This window comes from Synechococcus sp. KORDI-100, from assembly GCF_000737535.1.
GTDB lineage: Bacteria > Cyanobacteriota > Cyanobacteriia > PCC-6307 > Cyanobiaceae > Parasynechococcus.
The window spans coordinates 2436788-2455176 of record NZ_CP006269.1 but is presented as its reverse complement, the minus strand read 5'-3'; the positions used below and the strand labels follow the sequence as shown (position 1 = coordinate 2455176).

The following is an 18389-nucleotide window of genomic DNA, read 5'->3' as shown; positions in this document are numbered from 1 at the left end:
TGCTGTGGGGTTGGCAGCATTGATGTTTCAACGCCAGCTCGCCCACTGATGCCAGCAGCCTCGCCTGGGATCTATCAAGCCCTGGGCTTGTATCTGGAGTCCACGTTGGTCTTGCCGGAGTTGATGTCCGTTGATTCAGTTGCCATCACAGGCAGTGAACCGTTGGTAGAGATCGTTGAGGCTGATCACCAGCAGTGGCCAACTCTTGAGGCCAGCCCTCACAGCACGCCAACGCTGCAATTAGCGCCGCAGGAATGGCGTCTGGAACTTGAAGGCATTGGCTGGTTTCGTGCCACTGGTGCTGAGCGGTTGGAATGGGAACGTTGGGACGACAGCGTCAGCGATCGCGATATCCGCACGTTTGTTGTCACCAGTGGGCTTGGAGCCTTAGCCATCCAGCGCGGTGCATTGGTTTTGCATGGAACAGCGCTGGAGCGCGATGGTGAGGCCATCCTTTTGTTGGGCCATCCAGCGGCTGGAAAGTCCACCCTGGCCTGGTGTTTGCTGCAAGACGGTTGGCGTTTACTCAGCAGTGAGTTGGTTGTCGTGAGCCCTGATGGGCTGGTTCTGCCAGGAATGCATCAACTCAAGCTCTGGCATGACGCCGCTGTGGCTTTGGAGCTGAATTGGGCGCAGCTACCACCTGTAAGGAAGGGTCTAAAGCGCTATGCATTGCTAGCTGAGGATTTAACTTGCGTGCCACAAGCAACACCATTGCGGCTGATTTATGGGTTAAACCGCGTCAAAGAGGATTCGGGTCAGGAGGATGGCGCTGAAGTAGAAGATGCAAAGGAGAAAATGTCTCTCAAGGCTTCACACAATTTCTCGCAAACCACTTCCTTAATGCGCCTGCGCAATAACGCCTTTCAGGCCAGGGTGTATCGAGGCATGGATGCAGAAGCAAAGCTGTTTATGCAAGCAGCGGCATTAGCTCGAACGGTGCCGGTGCATGCCTTGATCGTTCCCGATGGAGTCAAAGCAATGGCGGAAAGCCTGAAGAAGGTGGACCTCATGCAACCCGAATCGATGCAACAACGCATAGAGAATAAAGAAGAGGCCGCGAGCAATGACTGATGACCACAGCTACTGGTATCTGGCATCTTATCCTAAATCAGGCAACACCTGGTGCCGGGTATTTATCACTGAGTTATTGCGACTGGCCGGAGATGATCCTGGAGAAGACCTCAACCTCAATCAAGACATTGAAACGGGGGCAATTGCCTCATCCAGATTATGGTTGGATGACCAATTGGGGATTAATAGTTGTGATCTGAGTTTTAGTGAGCTTGACCCTTTGCGCGGCCGTGCTGGTGCCAGTGCATGGCTTTTTGCAGAAGGAGAGCGCTTCCATAAAGTGCATGATGCTTTCCAATCACCTGATTCCCGTGGCCGCCCGGTAGTGAGCACTGCCGGTTGCTGCGGTGTTGTTTATCTCCTCCGCCACCCAGAAGATGTGGCGGTATCCCTCAGTCACTTCTTCTCATGGCCGTTGGAGCGTTGTGTGGATCACCTGCTCGATCCCAACGCAGCGTTGGTGCCAGGGGAGCGCTTTGGCGGCCATCAGGTGCGGCAACACATGGGGCGCTGGGATCAGCATGTGCGCTCCTGGGCTAATCAAACTCAGCTACCAGTCTTGATCATGCGCTATGAAGATATGTTGGCAAACGGATTGGAAACATTTACAAAAGCGGCAAGCTTCTTGGGGCTTCCTACTGACTCAAAACTCATTCAACAGGCTTTAGACAACACCTCCATCGATCGACTGAAAAAGCTGGAAGAGGATGTGGATGGATTTGCTGAAAAACCTGCCGGTTGTGAGCGGTTCTTTCGCTCAGGGCGCACAGGTGAGGGTTCAGAAAAGCTGACGATTGAGCAGCGACAACGACTCGCTAACGGATTGTATGGAGTGATGAAACGCTTTCAGTATGAGGGACCAGAACTTGACTGAACCGCGCATCGAATTCGTGTTTGGACAGGTGAATGAACAGCTCGGAAGTGAATTGAATTCTTTCTGGATCGAGCAAGGGAAGTCCTTCCAAGACGAATTGAGATTGTTCAGGAATGCATCAAGTCATTCCCATGCACTAGAGCATGTCGATGCACCAAAAAAGCTCATATCGCGTCAGCCAGCCGCTATTTCACGTGATCAATCAGGCGCGATTAATGGCATTGTATTTGTCGTGTTACGCGAGCTAGAAGTGTCGCTAAATCTCGGAACCCATACCTACTTTCAACGCATGTACATAATCCCAGAATCCAGGAATCCACGTCTGGCAAATCAGCTTTTTAGAGCATTTCTTCAAGGGTTTGATCGTGCAGCAGAGCAGCGTGATCATCGAGCAAAAGTATTATTGGCTGAAAACATTAATCCTGGCCTGCAAAAAGCATCGATGCGGCGTTATTTTTCTCGTCTTGGCTTTCAGATGCTCGGAGGTAACCAGCTGGGCGGTGAGGTGTGGTGCAAAAAACTCGAAACGCGCTTTTGTTTTTAATGATCTAGTTGTTGATTGTAGAAACTACTTTCTTCTCTACGGCAGCTTCCAGCCAAGCTTCCACAGAGGACTGGCAAGCGCCTGGATCAACATCGTATTCCTCTTGTAGATGAGAGCAGATTTCAGCTAGTGATGGCTGAGTTTTGAGTGTATTCCAAATGGCTGAGCCTGTCTCGTTGAGAACAAGATAGTCGCAGGTGTCGCTTTGAAACAAAGCCACTTCGCCATCGAGTTCTGTGCAGACAGCTTGATGGTGCTGCTTGAAGCGACTGGCTCTATTTAACATCTAGATGTTTAAACGCATCATGGGATCTAATCAATCATGGCATAGATCAATGCTGAGGACATGGCACGTCAACCGCGCTATCTGCCAGCAGGCCACTCCTTTCACATCACGCTCAGGTGCAATAGCCGTCAGTTTTTGATTGCCAAAGGATTGAGGCGGGATGTGCTGCTAGCAGTGCTCGCCAAGGCACAAGCCAAGGTGCCCCATAGGTTATATGCCGTGTGCTTGATGGCAAATCACCTGCATTTGCTTCTACGTCCTGATGATGCAGGTGAATTGCCAAAGCTGATGCATTGGATTGGCTGGTATTCAGCGATGGCTTTGAATCGCCTTTCTGGTCGTTGCGGGCACTTCTGGGAGGCTCGGTATTTCGCCACTGCGATTTCGCCTAAAGACCACAGGCGCGTGCTGAATACGTTGCGCTACATCCACGCCAATCCAAAGGCAGCAGGAATCAGGAAAGGGTTTTATGACCCCTATTCCAATTCCGGGCATTACGGAAGGTTGGAATGTGATGGCATCAGTGAGTGGCACCCAAGCTTTCTGAAATTGGCATCAAACTTGAAGGGATGCTCCAGGCGATATGAGCGGTTTTGCCAGAAGTATTGCCATTACGCCAAGCGAGGAGCTAAGTGCCATTGGGGCTCAAGGATGCTGAAGCGATTGGTTCAGAGCAGTAGTAGCAGCAGAAATAAGAGAAATCGAATATCACCAGGTCAGCAGAAATTACCTTTTGCATTTGATGTTCGGCTCAATCAAATCCCAGAGGAGTGGCATCAAGTTGCGGTGAGATTTAGACGAGCGAATGGCATCCGTGATGGTGATTCACGTCAATTGCTGTGGTGATTCAAAGAAAATATGAACGTATCCTTAGAAGCAGTAAATAAAGACAGTGAGCTTGTATTGCCTGATTTTTTATATGAATTATTGAATACTGAACTCACTATGAAAGCTCCTTTAGAACTTTGATCGTGCCAGGTATTGAAGGGCGATATGGGCTGCTATTAGAGCGAATAAAGAAATAAAAATCTCCTGCAATTGGATGGGCTTGAGGGGTTAGGCTTCTTCAGTTGCGATGACACTACTCACCAACGGACATAGCGAGGGACCACGGACACATTTGTAGCTGCCAACAGTAGGTGCCATCGAATGGATTACGCAATTTATCGTGCACCCGCACATCCCTGTTCTTGGGTGATGCAGTGAGGGCATTAATTGTTGGGTTTTCCCACTTTTTCTTCTTGACTGCTGTTGTGCTTGGGCCGCCAAAACGAACGCTGAGATCAGCAGAAACGCGGGTTTCATAGGCCTCGTCGTAGGAGATGTTGATGCCAGTTGTTAACCCTTGGCTGATGTCATAAGCGAGTCGTCCGCGCACACCTGAACCATCGACGTCTTCTTGATCACGGTGCTGGTAGTAGTAACCAGCGGAGGCATGAAGTTGGGGGGTAATGAAATAGCCAACATCGAGGCCATAGGTGTTCAGCGCACCAGCGTCATAAAAGCTGTTGAGTTTCTGCTCCACATCCCCGAAGGGGATCAGCCCGTAGCCATTGAAGGTCCAGCTGTTGGAGACCGCTTCAGCGTTAACGGCGATCTGGTTGAAAAAGATCGTTTGTTTATCAAAAACTGGGATGTTGGTATCGGCGTTGCCCGATGCAATGGTGCGGCTGTCGTAGCCAGCATTCAGTCCGTACAACCAGCTGCGGTCGTCATTGAGCCAGCGGTACCCCAGGCGTGTGGAGCTGGAGAAGCCACCATCTACATCGGTGTTGAAGATGCTGCTGTAACCCTCACGATCAGCAAAGTTGACGTTGACGAGCGCATCAAGGAACCAAACGCTGTTATCGCCAACGGATAGCGGCAGGAACCCACCGATACCGGCTTGGTTGGGGGTGCCTGCGCCTTGCAGAGCCCCTTGAAAGCCGATGGTGGGTTTGACGACGTCTTTAAGGCTGATGCTCATCACGCCACCAAGATCTTCTGCGGTGTCTGCGTCTTGAGCAGCAACAGGTAAGAGAGGAGTGTTGGCGAGCGCAAGTGCAGCAGCACCACCGAGGGAGAGGGACAAGCTGATGGAGCGCTGCATTGAGAAGGATCTATCGAGCGCAAAATGCCACACTTTGATGGCTAAGGAGAGCTGCGGTAGGCAGTTTCAGCTTTGCTGTTATTCAGTAGGCAATAAAAAAACCCGCCATTGCTGACGGAGTTAAATGAAAAATAGTGCCAGGTATTGAAGGCTGATTTGTGGGATTAGTCAGACGATTGAAGCAATAAAAAGCCCCTGTCAATGCAGGGGCTTTGCAGAGTTAGCCTCGAGCGAGGAGCAAAACAGTTAGCGCCTAGACCCATTAAATTATTTAGTGCATTTACGAACCCATCACCATAAAGGAGCACCAAACATCGTGGCGTCGTGCACCCGCACATCCCTGTTCTTGGGTGATGCAGTGAGGGCATTAATTGTTGGGTTTTCCCACTTTTTCTTCTTGACTGCTGTTGTGCTTGGGCCGCCAAAACGAACGCTGAGATCAGCAGAAACGCGGGTTTCATAGGCCTCGTCGTAGGAGATGTTGATGCCAGTTGTTAACCCTTGGCTGATGTCATAAGCGAGTCGTCCGCGCACACCTGAACCATCGACGTCTTCTTGATCACGGTGCTGGTAGTAGTAACCAGCGGAGGCATGAAGTTGGGGGGTAATGAAATAGCCAACATCGAGGCCATAGGTGTTCAGCGCACCAGCGTCATAAAAGCTGTTGAGTTTCTGCTCCACATCACCGAAGGGGATCAGCCCGTAGCCATTGAAGGTCCAGCTGTTGGAGACCGCTTCAGCGTTAACGGCGATCTGGTTGAAAAAGATCGTTTGTTTATCAAAAACTGGGATGTTGGTATCGGCGTTGCCCGATGCAATGGTGCGGCTGTCGTAGCCAGCATTCAGTCCGTACAACCAGCTGCGGTCGTCATTGAGCCAGCGGTACCCCAGGCGTGTGGAGCTGGAGAAGCCACCATCTACATCGGTGTTGATGATGCTGCTGTAACCCTCACGATCAGCAAAGTTGACGTTGACGAGCGCATCAAGGAACCAAACGCTGTTATCGCCAACGGATAGCGGCAGGAACCCACCGATACCGGCTTGGTTGGGGGTGCCTGCGCCTTGCAGAGCCCCTTGAAAGCCGATGGTGGGTTTGACGACGTCTTTAAGGCTGATGCTCATCACGCCACCAAGGTCTTCTGCGGTGTCTGCGTCTTGAGCAGCAGCAGGCCAGACGGGAGTGGTGGAGAATGCCAGTGCAGCGGCACTACCCAGGGAGAACCTCAAGCTGATGGAGCGATGCATTTAACAACCATCATTCCTCAGATGTTGCCGTCGATGTGTGGGTCGTCAGGCAGGGTTGGTTCGCATCTTCAAGCGTCCAACCCACTTGCTTCTGCCTGAGGTTGCAGCCCACCACCGTGGTAGATGCGTGTGTGTGTCGCGAGTTATTGGTCAGGCGTGACTGCCTGAGTGTTCCCCTCGCTGCATCACTTGGGGCATGACGCAATTTCTGAATCAGCCCCGAAACTCATCCAAGAGCTGAGCCACGCCAAGAGCCGTCGCCTCGATATTCATGGCACCCTCCAAGGCTTTACAGGCGGTGGCCATAACTGCAGGAAGCTCACGCCCTTGAAGGACAGTTCTGGCTTCCATGTGATGCCTCACGCTGCGCTCGACCATCGCTAGTAGCTCTTCAGCACGATCTCCAACGGTGCGAGCTCGTACGAGCTGCTCTTGTCGGAAGGTCTCAAGCTGATGTTGGTAGCGCTCAAGGTCCTCCTTCGTTCGAGCTTCTGATGCCTGCTGGAGGATCCCCGAGTCGTAGTCAGCCAGCCGCTCGACCCAGTTCCACTGTTCTGCTCGTCGGCGAAGGGTCGATTCGGAACATCCGACAACATCTGCTGTCTGACTGAACTGGCGACTGGGACCAAAGTCGCGATGGAGCAGGAGCTGCTCGAAGGCATCTGCAGGCTCACCAGGGAGTTGTGGGAAGGAATTCATCGACTTGTGCGCTTTCCAACAGGCTTCCAACGGGCTTCAACAAGCCCCAATGTGTTGCAGGCCAGAAGCGCAAACACAGCGAAAGTGCTTCCGAGCCTTGTCCGTAGCCAATAACTCCAGAGTTCCAGTAGGAAAAGCCGGAGTTATTCGCTACCGATCCCCTGGTAACACCCATCGGTAAAGCTGCTGCTGCGCTCCCCTGGGCCCCACTCTCTTTGCATCGCTCACACCACCCAGGCTGCGCACCACAGTCCCGATCGTCCGCGCCGGTTTGGCACCTGTGCCTTTTAGGTCGACCTGTAGCCAGGTCGCATTACGCAGCATCCGGGCCGCCTCAGAAGTTTGCAGGGCCTCCGCAACAGACTTGACCAGCGCGTCGTCTCCCGCACGATGCTCTCCATCACACAACCGCCCCAGCCCAGCACTGAGCAGCAGCTCCTGCACCTCGCTCAGGTTTGCGGACACCAGGTCAGCTCCGGCACTTCCGACTTTCGTCTGGTTACAAACCGCCAGGGCTTCCGCCAGAACCTGCGCCACCTCGCGCTTGGCTCCAGCGGCCTGCAGCCGCAAGCTGCGCACCAACAGCTCACGCCACGGATCCAGCTCCCGGTAACTCAACGCCTCGGTGCGTTTCTCGCGCTGACCCCCAGCACCCTTCAGCCGAGGTAGCGGCTCAATAGCTGCCAGCTCTTCTGTGGCCCAGCCATCCACAGCTGCGTAGTGCAGCGCGTAGTCCCGGAACAGGGCCAGCTCTTCGATCTGGCGCTGGGCTGCCAACACGTAGACCCGTTCCAGCAGCTCGATCTCCCAGCCATCTGCAACGGCTAGATCAGCCGCTTGCTCACGCGCTTGGCGCAGTTCCTGGCGGATCGCCTCGACCTCCCGCCCCAACAGCGGCAACGACCGGTCCCATGCCGTTTTGGGCACGTAAGCCACGCAGGTGGTCGCGGTCCTCTCGCGCCGACCCGCCTGGCCGCCACAGATGTTCGGCGGCAGTGTTCGCCCGCCCGCAACAAACACCGTCTCGGCAAATGCCCCAATCCAGCTCACCCCGGACTGCGCCACCGGCGTGCAGATCACCACGTCCCAGTTCTCCACCTCACCCCGCAGTACACGGCGAGCTGCTTCGCTGTCTTTGCTGTCGGCATCGATGACAAGCACGCGTATGGCCGGCACCGCTTCCAGCAGCGCATCACGCAGCCCCCTGGCTGAAAGCCCGCGCAAACCTTGACCGTCCTTGCCTTTGGCCCCTGTAACAACAAGCAGGGGTTTGTCTTTTTCGGAGCGGGCCTTGGCCTGGCCCAGCAGGCAATCCCGCCATCGGTTCTGCTTTGAGGTCCAGCGCATCAAGCGCGTTGGCGCTGTAGGTGGGCACCCCAGCACCCGCTCAGCGTCCCCTCGGCCAACACCGCGCAACAACTCCTGCTCCGGCGCACCAGCCTGTGCGTCCATGGCCAGCACCACAGCGGCGTGATTCATGGAGCGCACCAGGGCAACCCCAGCCCGCCAACGCTCCGCTGGGGTCTCCCAAATCGTCCCCGGACCACTCGCTGGGAGCAGCAAGTCGGTGATCATCTGCCGCACCTCATCCAGGATCAGCACGATGGTCATCACTCCTTGTCCGGTGAGTACCGGCGGCCGGCCGGTGTCGCCGTAGGACCAGAACTCTCCCCACACATCAGGCCCGCCATTGCGCTTGGACGGGTTTCCCAGCGACTTCAGACAACAGACATAGCGATTGGGCTGGGTTCCCGGATGGGAGAAGGGATCGCCTCCGCCTGTTTTATGCCCCGAGACGTTGACGGCTCCCAGTTGTGGGGCCAATTGACTGTTGATCATTCGCCTCGGCGAGATCGCCACCACCGAGAACTTGCATCTGGCACCCACCCAGGCCTCCGCCAGACGATCCACATACGCGCAGGCCCCTTGGGTTTTGCCCGTGCCCGTCCGGCAGACCACCATTGCTCCACCCATCGTCCAGAGGGCTTCGCTGATTGCCGCAGGGGTCGGCTCCACCAGCTCGGTTGGCTCCAGAACACCCTGAAGCTGCAGTGTTGGCCGCTTCCAACCGAACTCCCGCTCTGCCCAAGCCGCCAGCCACGCCAGGTGATCCGCAGCCCCCTCAGGATCCGGCTCGAACGTTCCGCACCACTGCCGCAGGCCATCCAGTGACGACCGCCCCTCCTTGTCCAGATGACCGGCTCGGTGCAGGACCTCCGCTGCGGTCTCCGCTCCCAACGCCCTGCTGAAGGCACTCACCAATGTCAGCACTATTCGATAGGTCCCGGCTCCAGGTACTCGAACCGGCACCACACCGGCGAGGTCCACCAGAGCACCAATGCGCGCATCACCGCTGAGGCCCAGGAACTGCCTGCCCTCGCAACTGCGGACGAGCGCCTGTTGGGTCACGCTTCGCGGCACAGCTGTTCGCTTTGCCCATTCCTCGACTTCCGGCCAGGTCAGACCAAGTGTCTCCAACGCCACCGGGCCCGTGCCCCACTGGATCACTTTCGCCACCTTTCCGCTCTTGCGGTGCACCGCTCCTGGCAGCCGCATCACCTGGGTCGGTCGATGGCAGGCCACATCGAGTGCTCCTTCTGGCAGATCAAGCCCGGCCTCTTGTGCTGCCTCCTTGATCCGCGCGTGCCAGCGCTTCGAGGTCTCGCTGTATTGGTCAACCGGGATCGCTGTCGCTGAAGCGATCCAGGCGTGCAGAGACTTCCCGCCGGTATCCAGAAGCGTGAACTGGATGCCGTAGCGCTCTTCCACCGCCGCATAGACCTGCCGCTGCAGCGCGTGGCTATCCGGCAGGTCGATCTCGGCACGTAAGCCGTAGACGTGGGTGATCTGCGACTTCGTCGAGCCGCCTAACCCGGCGATAAACCCCAGTTGGCGCCCTTTCTCCAGCTCAATGAGCAACCTCTCCTCCACCTCCTGAGAGAGCGCCTCATCCCATATCACCGGTAGGGCGCCGCCGCCATCAGCGTCTGGACGCCATCTCAGGTGCCTGCTGCCATCACCTCCATAGAAGGTCACCACCACTGAGCAACCCTCTTGCAAACCAGCGGCTTGCTGGAGGAAGTACGGAACGGTCTCAAGCGCATCCCTCATGATTTCCATCTCTCAGCGCAGGGTGGGATGTGCTGCCCGCGAGAAGGTCTCAACCTTCACCGCAGGGGTTCGATGGAACTCGGTGAAGGCCTTCTCAGCTAACTCGCGGTTCCACTGCATTGGACCGCGTCCGGTGACTCCGGTCTGTCGATAGTGAATCCCTTGATGCCAGGGACTGTTCTTCAGCTTGCGCAGTGCACGAACAGTTTGTGGGTGAATACCCAACCATTCACTGAATGGAATCGTTCCGATCCATGGGGAACGACTTTCTTTGTTGATCATTGCTACGGGCGTATAGAACCCGTCAGTTCTTTCTTGATTTAATACGAGGCTTTTTCTTCCTCGCTAAACACTTGACCTTGCTGATTTGCCAGCAGTCAAGCGTCACTCTGTTATGGCAGTCAGGTCGTAGACGAGCGCCTGAGCGTTACCGACCACAGGGCAAATCTTGTGGGTTCTTCAATCTACCTGGGCTTGTTTGTTTGCTCCTTATCGCCCCAGAGCGTCGCGGAAGGCATTTCGGGTGAGCTGATCAGTGGACTGTCTGTAGCTGCGCAGGTTGGTGGCTTCTGTGTTGCCGAATGCCCTTGAGACCACGCCATCGGGGATGCCTAGAGCTTTTGCACGCGTGTTCCAGCTGTTGCGGAAGGAGTAGGGAACCACCTTCAGATCCATTTCTTCTGCATAGTCACGACGTAGCTCATTCCAGTAAGGCACTTTCTTGAGGTACTGCTCGATGTAGTGGGCAGTCACGATGCGGCGCCCTCCATCGCGGGTCTGCGGCCAGGCCATCGTCTTCCACTTTTCGGTGATATTCAGATCGACTCTGGAACCATCGCTTGCCGTCAGTGGAATCTCCTCAAGCCATCGTGGTCTTGTTTTTGATGCACCGCCCGATTTCCTGTACGTCGAGTACATCTGGGGCCGTCCATCTCCGTTGGTGCGGACTTCGATCATCTGCAATTCAAAGGGTCTGAGACCGAAGGACACCAGCGTGCTGATGACATTCCGCCAGCCTTCATCCCACCGCTTTTCGGTGGCGACGAGAAGCTTGAGAATTTCCTCGTCTGCCAGAGCTGCCGTTTCTTGTTTTTGAGGCTTCTCGCCTCTGATCGGCTTGGCGTCGTATTCATCGATCAGCCATGACTGCGGAGCGCGGAATCGGTTGTCTCGGACCGCGAACTCCATGAATCCCTTGAGGGTTGAGACGCACATGGCACGGCTTGAGTAGTGATCTGCCCACTGCTGGGCCGTTTTGCGCAACAGGGCTGCTCCATCGCTTGGCCGCTGTTTGCTGAGGATTTCCAGTGCTGCATCAATAAAGCGCTCGTAGTTGTCGGCCCATGTCTTGAGCCTGATCTTGTTGCCGCTCTGCATCAGCCGGATCCGATACGCCTCCTTGATCTCTTGCCAGCTGACTGCGTGCTCGTGACCCACGCGGTTACTGGTGGGCTTGACCCTCTCCAGTACAGCCTTCAGAGAAAGCTTCTCTCCCTCTGATTTGACGTAGAGAGCATCAAGCCACTTCGTGATCTCTCGTTCGTCGCCTTCGCACCAGCTCAGTTCCTTCGGCAGCATCACTGATTGCTTCAGTTCGCCAGGCCGGCGCAGCTCAATCAGCACCCTTCCGCGGTTGCCCCGTGCGCTCCAGCCTTGTCGCCCGTTACTCGCCGCATTCTTGATCCGTTGCTCCCAGAGAGGCATGTCTCCAAGGCGACGTCTGGGCATTTTTCACGCAAATCTGCACGCAAATATCATCACCCGGATTCGTCGAGTTTCAACAGGGCTAACCCTGACTCACTGCTATGACTGGGTTGTGCTTGAGATCTCGCCGGGCGAGGCTTATTGGTCACTTCTATCACCCAAATGACTCATGGGGGCTGGAAGGCCCCCTCAACCATTCCGGGACGGGCGATCTCGCAAACCTGAAATTGAGCTTCCTGCAAATCAGGACAAATTTCAGGACAAGTTCATGGGTACTTTGGCCGCGGCGGAACGGTCTGAGATCAGTGTTTTGGATTACGCGATTCAGCGACTGGATCAAAAGGATTTCCGTACTCGATTGAGGTCAGCCCTTGATGCGATGGACCTGGATTCACGTAGCTTCAAAGCTCTCAAGCGTGTCCTTTTTCAGCGGGGGCTTCTCTGATGCCGAAGAGGGTCGAGGTCCTTGATCGAGTTCAAGTCGCGCACTCCAAGCTCTTGGAGGGCTTCAGCTGTACTGCCGTCGTGGCGTACCTGGAGGAGACCAAGGGGGTGAGCCGCAGAACAGCACAACGAACTGTTCAAGAGGCTTATGCCCTGATCAGGGAGGACATCGACAAGGCGAACGTCCAACGCAGTGACCTTGTTGCTTAGCCAATCCATCTACTGATGGAGAGTGCGCGTCTTGGCTTGGCGCAGAACAACCCTGGTGCGGGTGTCGGTGCTGTTGCCCAATTCGACAAGCTCTGTGGTCTGTCACTCGCTCGCTGATAAGCCTTTAGTTCCTGTTGGGGATAGGGCGACAGGAAGATCTACCTGAACGGGTGATGGAAGCTGAGGCGATAACGGCGATGGTGAATGTACCGAGAGGACGACTCTCATAATTTCTATATTCATTACGCCAGGGATGTGACACTAGAGCTGCTACTGAAGCCGGTACAAAAAAAGATCCTGGCGAAGAGGAATTTAGAACTTGGCTAATTGAACAAAATCTAGGAATTGAAAATACTACTCGTTTGTCAGCTCCTTAGGCACAAGGGGAGCCAGGCGTGAATGGGCACCAAGTCAATTATCTGAAGACGAAAATGTACCCAACTAGAATGAAACGCATACTGCTGATCAAGGATCAGATTCTCAGGCAACACATACTCCTATGCAAGTAAATCCTGTTGTACCTGAAACTCAACCTTCAGTTCAACAGTCCACTAACTCAGTAGTCGAGCAACCTGCGCTAGATACTGCTGTCAATGAAACAGTCAATAACCAAACAACAAATATAACTACGATCAACAACTCTTCATCCACCGACAACAGTCAGAACTTTATTGGTACAAGCTCTACAGTTGCTATAACAAACGACAACAGCATCAACTCAACGTCAATCGTAGAAGGCAACAACATCAGTACAATAGACAAGTCAGTTCAAACCAACAATGTCGTTGACTTAAGCACCAACGCATTCAAACCTTTTCGATGAATAAATACCTTGCCGATATTGATGACATCATTTCAGGAGTATCGAAGAATTCCGACACCTTAATTGGCTCTTGAAAAGATGACATCATTGGTTTTGGAGCTGGTGTGGATCATCTAAGGGGTGATACAGGAGAGGACAAGTTTGTATTTAACGAGCCAGATCGCTTTGGCAAGAAAGGGGCAGATAGGATCATTGACTTTGATCCCATTGAGGATCGTCTACTGATTGGCAAGCGAGCACTGCGGGGATTGGATAAAAATCCTATATTCGCATCAGCTTTCAGCAAAAAAGATCTAAGGATGCTGCAGCGTGAAGACATGGAACTCGTCTACTTTGAACCCAAGGGTCAGCTGTATTACAACCAGAACGAAGGTGGTAAGGGCTTTGGCAAGAAAGGTGATCTGTTTGCAATCATTGAAGGTGCACCAGAGATCACTCAGGACAGCGTTGGATTGCTTGCTTAATACAATCAACGTCGGGAAGCCTGATGTCATAGCAGAGCGGCTAAAAGTTATACAAAACCCGCAAGTGAAAGACAGGGCAGTTTGATTGTGCTGATCGATCCCCCGACAAAACCTCACACACAATCCCCGTCAGTAATGGCGAAGGATTGACTGGTCAACGCAATAAAACAAGCAGCCAATACAGAATAAGCGGTGCAAAGCTGCTATAGAAAGGCTGTCGCCGTGCACTTCGAAGGATGCATTGCATCACCACATCCCCCAAAACAGGCGAAGTCCAAATGGAGACATTAACTCCAGCGCCGTTAAGGAAAGAGATGCCTTCAGTATGGTTTCAAATTAAACAAAAAGTTTGGTCAATGCCCTTAAAAGTATGGTTTCCGATTAGCAATTCAATATGACAACACCACTCGATATCCCAGCCATCCTGCTTGTCCTAGCAACCTTATTTGGAACGCTTAATTATTGGTTTGTAAAGCTTCCGCATACCATTGGGTTGATGCTTGTTGCACTAGTCGCCAGCCTGTCTGTCGTTGCACTTGATCTGATCTTTCCATCGCTGGGGATGAGCACATTAGTGTATGAATTTCTGGAAAATATTGATTTCAATGTAACACTGATGCAGGGCATGTTGTCGTTTCTTCTGTTTGCGGGTTCACTTCACGTTGATTTAGACCAATTGCGCAAGAACAAATGGACCATCTTGGCGTTTGCCAGCATTGGCGTCGTTCTATCTTCAGTCGTGATTGGAGGTGGTTTCTGGCTGTTGTCAGAAGTAATAGGTTTGTCTTTGCCGTTTTTGATCTGTTTGCTGCTGGGAGTCATGGTCTCCCCAACAGATCCAGTGGCCGTGCTGGGCGTCTTAAAGACGTTGAAGGTTCCAGCGCCTTTGAAAGCAAAAATCGCCGGCGAAAGTCTCTTTAATGATGGGGTCGCAGTGGTCCTTTTTTCGGTTCTGGCGTCATTGGCCTTTGGGAATACCGGCGGGGAAGGCACTGAAGCTGGCTTTCAGCTCACCTCGGCAATATGGCTACTAACCAAAGAAGCCGCGGGTGGGATTGTGCTTGGCTTGATCTCAGGCTTATCCGCTTTCTGGTTGCTCCGACAGATTGATGATTATGTTCTTGAAGTTTTGATCACACTTGCTCTCGTAACGGGTGCTTACTCGATTGCATTGCACCTGCATCTTTCAGGACCCATTGCCATGGTGATCGCAGGTCTGCTGATCGGCAATCAAGGGACATCCCTGGCCATGTCAGAGTCAACACGCTTGCATGTCGAAACCTTCTGGGAGTTGATCGACGAAATCCTCAACTCCATACTGTTTCTGCTGATTGGCCTAAAAATAATTTTCTTAGTGCAGCATTCCTCCTATGAAATCAGCTATCCAGTGTTGATCAGTTTGTTTATTGCCATTACTCTGCTTTCAATCATTGCTCGATATCTGGCCATTGCATTGCCTGTGAAGATCAGGTCACTCATGTCGGAGGTGAATCCGGGGACAGTACCAATTCTCACCTGGGCTGGAATCAGGGGAGGAGTGTCGGTTGCTCTTGCCCTATCACTTCCGAATAGTCCAGAGAGCGCAGTGCTCCTATTTATCACCTATTTGGTTGTGCTATTCTCGATCACAGTTCAGGGATTAACAATAGAAAACGTCATCAAATACTATTATCCGTAATCAAATATTGGCTGTCGAAACGCATACTATAAATATTGCATGTTAGAAATATAAAAACACTGATTCCCGGCCATAGAAATTGCGAACAGATTACAAAGAGTCCAATAAACGGCAAATTATCAGAGGGTTGTCACCTTGCCACGTATTGACAGCTATTAATCTATTGAGTGCCTGATACGCAGCGCACATCACTGTCACCCCGTTAGCAATGGCGGGGTTTCTTATTGCAGCGGAGTCAGCAAGCTTCGGGCAATCAAAGCTGCATCACCGCTTGGAATGAGAAAGACCGGCAGTGCCCCCACCACCGGCAGTGAGGTTGGATCCGTTGATGTCATGACCACGCCAGCGGGCATTGGTAAGCAGTTGATCCTCCACCTTGTCACGGCATTGATTTCGTCGTCGGTCTGCTGCCATCAGCAGATTGGCGGTACAGGTGGCAAGCCTCCACCGTCAGTGCGAGCATGATAATTTCAATCAAATTTTTCTTAGTCATGGAGCTCATAGCCGCACTTATTGTTTTTAGTTGTTCAGGATTTGGAACGCAGACAGATGTCTACAATCACGGCAAGAGAGAAACTACTGCAAGTGAAATAGCTAATAAGCGCATCACTGTTGAGAAGATCACAGACTCGGTGTTTATTGATGGGAATGCGTATGAAGCTGTTATTGGGAATGGAGACGTAAGAGTGGACTTCGAGGAAGATCATGGTGTGACGAGGGACTTCGATCTGTACATCCGCCTGGCCGATGGTTATTTTGAATGGAATGACTCTCTGCCTCTTTGGAACGACCCAAACAAAAGGAGAAGGTTGAACAATGTGACTGGAAAATGCAAAGTTGAAGAAGTTAATTAAAAAGAGCTAGACGTCGATCTTTCACCTCATCGATGTAACCGTCCTTGTCAGCAGATGGCATCGGGATTTCGCGGTTCCGGATTTGGCGACAGATGTCCTCGATGACCTGGAGCGACCGATTGCTGAACAGTGGCTGGACGCTGGTGACAATGCCGCTAATGTGTAACGATCGACATGTTGTCTAATGAAAATAAGGCCACTTTTAGTTGCATTAGCGAGTATTGTGTCAATCGTTACTTCTGCCTCGCCTGCTTGGAGTCAGGAATGGACCTGCGTTAATGAATCAAATAACAACTTCACGACTGTTTGGCGAGTAAAGTCACAGCCTAAAGTATCTGTGTATCACGTTTCATCGTACATTCCCGCCAACGGGAGAACTTTCAATGTCAATAAAAAATTAATAATAATAGGCAAGCAGAAAGAATTTATCTATGCGTACAAAGATTCGACAAATACGATGAACTTTTATGTATTTAACACGGCTAGAAAAACTTATACGCAAAGTGGGCATGAATTAGAAACCGAGCGAACCCCTTACGCACAATTTTTCGTTTGCAAATAAGGCAGGGTTGAACCGCCATCGTCTCAGAGGTATCGATGGGGTTGTGGCGAAGCATTCGCCGCCTCGTCTGCGGGATTTGGTAGACCTGTGGTCGCCAGTGAAACGTCCGCAGGACCACCCACTCCGCATGAGTCGTTGGGACGTCGGGCTTGAATTGAACCATCTTGTGCTGATCGGCATTCACCAGCCAACCCTCACACCCGGTACTCACAGGTTGATCGTCGTGATCGGCACGGTATAGAGGAATCGGTGAAATTGCCTTCCTCAACAACCTGCCCCGCATCGCCGACCTCCTAGCGGATGAGGTCAGCACCTGCCTTGTGCAGCAACGCGTCACCTTCAAGCAGCTTCAGCACGAGGAGCCGGACGTTGCGATCGACATCATCTTGGCCCTCCACCGCGACCTGGCACGCAAGGTGGATCGCGCCAATCAACAGCTCAGCCTTCTAAAGCAGCGATGAGCTTGGGCGGGCCAATGTCCAGGACTAACCCCATGACAGTTTCACCGTTAACGAAACCACTGCCTGGGGAGCCCCAGCAGCTTCCTCCAACCGGGCAGTTCCTGGATCACCACTTTCGGCTGCCAGATGAACAAGGCGGATTCCGAGCGGATAGAGGGGTTTTTTAGTACCTAAGCAGAGCGAGGAACAGTTCAGATAGTCGCATCTGAAGCATGACCCTTGAATTGCGAATCACGCTGTTCCTGAGGAATATTCGAGCAGTTTCTCAAGCGGCAAGAGGCCCGTCGTCATTTGGGATCTGTTGACAGCTAAAGAGTTGGTATTTGTTTGGTGCTGAGTGACCGGTTGGTATTTGCGAGTATCGGTGTTGAATGAATTGGCTCGGGTCACGATTGCCGCTTGATGCGGAGTGTCAACCCAACCAGTGTCAGAAGTCACTCGCGGAATAGAGCCTGAATGTCCGGTCATTATTGATTGAAAGCTTATAAGCGACTTATAACGAAACTGGACGGCCTCAGCAAGCCTTCACAGTAAACCACAGAGGTGTTGTTCACATAAACACTACTCAAACTGGACCCTCCTTCAAAGGCGTATCCCTTCATACATTTTTATTTTCCATGGGATGCGGGAGCCTCTAGTCCTCGGTAATCGACTAAAAAGCACACATGTACAAAGCAAATTGAACGGTCCTTTAGAGTTTGAAAACAGTTAAAGACCAATTCAAAAAGACTTGATCTCCTATGAAACTCCCCTTCGTACTCGGTGCACTAATCCTTTCAGTAGCTCAGGTCATGGTTTCAGCAGAACCTGTAGAAGTACTGGTGAATGAGGAGGAACATCATGAATATTGTTGGTCGAACAGAAACTGTGCCATGCGAATTATCGGTATGAATTCATTAAGTTGGGGATTCGGTTCGAATTTGAGCAATACTGCAAAGCATAATCTCAAGGCTGGTTGACGACAGAAGGAATATTTGAAGGAGCTGAAGATCTGTACAGGCATAACAAACCGAAAGACAAATGGGAAGCACCAAAGCTCACCAAAGAATATGAAAAGAAAATTGTTCATCTTGCGCAGCGCGATGAAAACGAGACTATCCAGATTGATTGGGTAAGGTTGACCAATTTCGATTTAGTGTGAAACGTCCATATCTCATTTGGCCGTCTTTCACTCCTCCTCTCAGGAGCCCAACCCTCTTAGTTCCTCCAGCAGCACTCGATTGAGTCGGTCACCACACCCAACGACCAGTTGGGGATAGATGGTTCC

The 18389-nt window shown here is 52.5% G+C and carries 19 protein-coding genes; 11 read left to right on the top strand and 8 right to left on the bottom strand.

Features of this window, described 5'->3' with window-relative positions:
- The first annotated feature begins 123 nt into the window (after positions 1-123).
- Genes KR100_RS12695 through KR100_RS12685 form a run of 3 tightly spaced genes read left to right on the top strand, consistent with a single transcriptional unit; the run spans position 124 to position 2492 of the window.
- Complete coding sequence (locus KR100_RS12695) at positions 124-1074, top strand: hypothetical protein (protein ID WP_239420341.1); 951 nt, start codon at positions 124-126, stop codon at positions 1072-1074.
- Positions 1067-1948: a sulfotransferase domain-containing protein gene (locus tag KR100_RS12690; RefSeq protein ID WP_071839936.1), complete on the top strand. Its 882-nt coding sequence runs from the start codon at positions 1067-1069 to the stop codon at positions 1946-1948. Before KR100_RS12695 ends, KR100_RS12690 begins: the two co-directional genes overlap by 8 nt.
- A complete protein-coding gene (locus KR100_RS12685) occupies positions 1941-2492 on the top strand; it encodes a hypothetical protein (RefSeq protein WP_239420340.1) in 552 nt (183 codons plus the stop codon). Before KR100_RS12690 ends, KR100_RS12685 begins: the two co-directional genes overlap by 8 nt.
- A 4-nt stretch (positions 2493-2496) precedes the next feature.
- Here KR100_RS12685 and KR100_RS15160 read toward each other — a convergent pair whose 3' ends face one another.
- Positions 2497-2778: a PqqD family protein gene (locus tag KR100_RS15160; RefSeq protein ID WP_071839933.1), complete on the bottom strand. Its 282-nt coding sequence runs from the start codon at positions 2776-2778 to the stop codon at positions 2497-2499.
- 60 nt (positions 2779-2838) lie between these two features.
- Between KR100_RS15160 and KR100_RS15155 the strand changes: the two genes are divergently transcribed.
- Entirely contained in the window at positions 2839-3624 is a 786-nt protein-coding gene (locus KR100_RS15155) for a transposase (RefSeq protein WP_071839930.1), read from the top strand.
- Between the two features lie 235 nt (positions 3625-3859).
- Here the strand turns inward: KR100_RS15155 and KR100_RS12680 are convergent, their stop codons facing one another.
- The 6 genes from KR100_RS12680 to KR100_RS12655 form a co-directional block, all read right to left on the bottom strand.
- Complete coding sequence (locus KR100_RS12680) at positions 3860-4867, bottom strand: inverse autotransporter beta domain-containing protein (RefSeq protein WP_239420339.1); 1008 nt, start codon at positions 4865-4867, stop codon at positions 3860-3862.
- Between the two features lie 291 nt (positions 4868-5158).
- Positions 5159-6112, bottom strand: a complete 954-nt coding sequence (locus tag KR100_RS12675) for a carbamoyl-phosphate synthase (protein ID WP_038546690.1) — start codon at positions 6110-6112, stop codon at positions 5159-5161.
- 213 nt (positions 6113-6325) lie between these two features.
- Entirely contained in the window at positions 6326-6811 is a 486-nt protein-coding gene (locus tag KR100_RS12670; RefSeq protein ID WP_038546688.1) for a hypothetical protein, read from the bottom strand.
- 150 nt (positions 6812-6961) lie between these two features.
- Positions 6962-9922 (bottom strand): hypothetical protein, encoded by a 2961-nt coding sequence (locus KR100_RS12665; protein ID WP_156098113.1) that lies wholly within the window; start codon positions 9920-9922, stop codon positions 6962-6964.
- 12 nt (positions 9923-9934) lie between these two features.
- Positions 9935-10147, bottom strand: coding sequence for a hypothetical protein (locus KR100_RS12660; protein WP_162176541.1), 213 nt, complete (start codon positions 10145-10147; stop codon positions 9935-9937).
- Between the two features lie 264 nt (positions 10148-10411).
- Positions 10412-11650 (bottom strand): hypothetical protein, encoded by a 1239-nt coding sequence (locus KR100_RS12655; RefSeq protein WP_156098112.1) that lies wholly within the window; start codon positions 11648-11650, stop codon positions 10412-10414.
- A 1129-nt stretch (positions 11651-12779) separates the two neighbouring features.
- Between KR100_RS12655 and KR100_RS16630 the strand changes: the two genes are divergently transcribed.
- The 3 genes from KR100_RS16630 (at position 12780) to KR100_RS12635 (ending at position 15245) form a co-directional block, all read left to right on the top strand.
- Positions 12780-13103 (top strand): hypothetical protein, encoded by a 324-nt coding sequence (locus KR100_RS16630; protein ID WP_156098111.1) that lies wholly within the window; start codon positions 12780-12782, stop codon positions 13101-13103.
- 104 nt (positions 13104-13207) lie between these two features.
- Positions 13208-13567 carry a hypothetical protein gene (locus KR100_RS12640; RefSeq protein WP_038546674.1) on the top strand — a complete coding sequence of 120 codons (360 nt, stop codon included), beginning with the start codon at positions 13208-13210 and terminating at the stop codon, positions 13565-13567.
- Between the two features lie 394 nt (positions 13568-13961).
- Positions 13962-15245, top strand: a complete 1284-nt coding sequence (locus KR100_RS12635; RefSeq protein WP_038546671.1) for a sodium:proton antiporter — start codon at positions 13962-13964, stop codon at positions 15243-15245.
- 264 nt (positions 15246-15509) lie between these two features.
- On the opposite strand, the gene KR100_RS16190 is transcribed toward KR100_RS12635, so the two are convergent.
- The gene (locus KR100_RS16190; protein ID WP_156098110.1) at positions 15510-15659 is read right to left on the bottom strand and encodes a hypothetical protein; all 150 of its coding nucleotides are present in this window, start codon (positions 15657-15659) and stop codon (positions 15510-15512) included.
- A 77-nt stretch (positions 15660-15736) separates the two neighbouring features.
- Between KR100_RS16190 and KR100_RS12630 the strand changes: the two genes are divergently transcribed.
- The 4 genes from KR100_RS12630 (at position 15737) to KR100_RS12620 (ending at position 18263) form a co-directional block, all read left to right on the top strand.
- Positions 15737-16099, top strand: a complete 363-nt coding sequence (locus KR100_RS12630) for a hypothetical protein (RefSeq protein WP_156098109.1) — start codon at positions 15737-15739, stop codon at positions 16097-16099.
- Between the two features lie 882 nt (positions 16100-16981).
- Complete coding sequence (locus KR100_RS16185; RefSeq protein WP_156098108.1) at positions 16982-17122, top strand: hypothetical protein; 141 nt, start codon at positions 16982-16984, stop codon at positions 17120-17122.
- 740 nt (positions 17123-17862) lie between these two features.
- Positions 17863-18081, top strand: coding sequence for a hypothetical protein (locus tag KR100_RS16180; protein ID WP_156098107.1), 219 nt, complete (start codon positions 17863-17865; stop codon positions 18079-18081).
- Complete coding sequence (locus KR100_RS12620; RefSeq protein WP_038546665.1) at positions 18078-18263, top strand: hypothetical protein; 186 nt, start codon at positions 18078-18080, stop codon at positions 18261-18263. The genes KR100_RS16180 and KR100_RS12620 overlap by 4 nt, the downstream gene beginning before the upstream one ends.
- Positions 18264-18389: the final 126 nt, after the last annotated feature.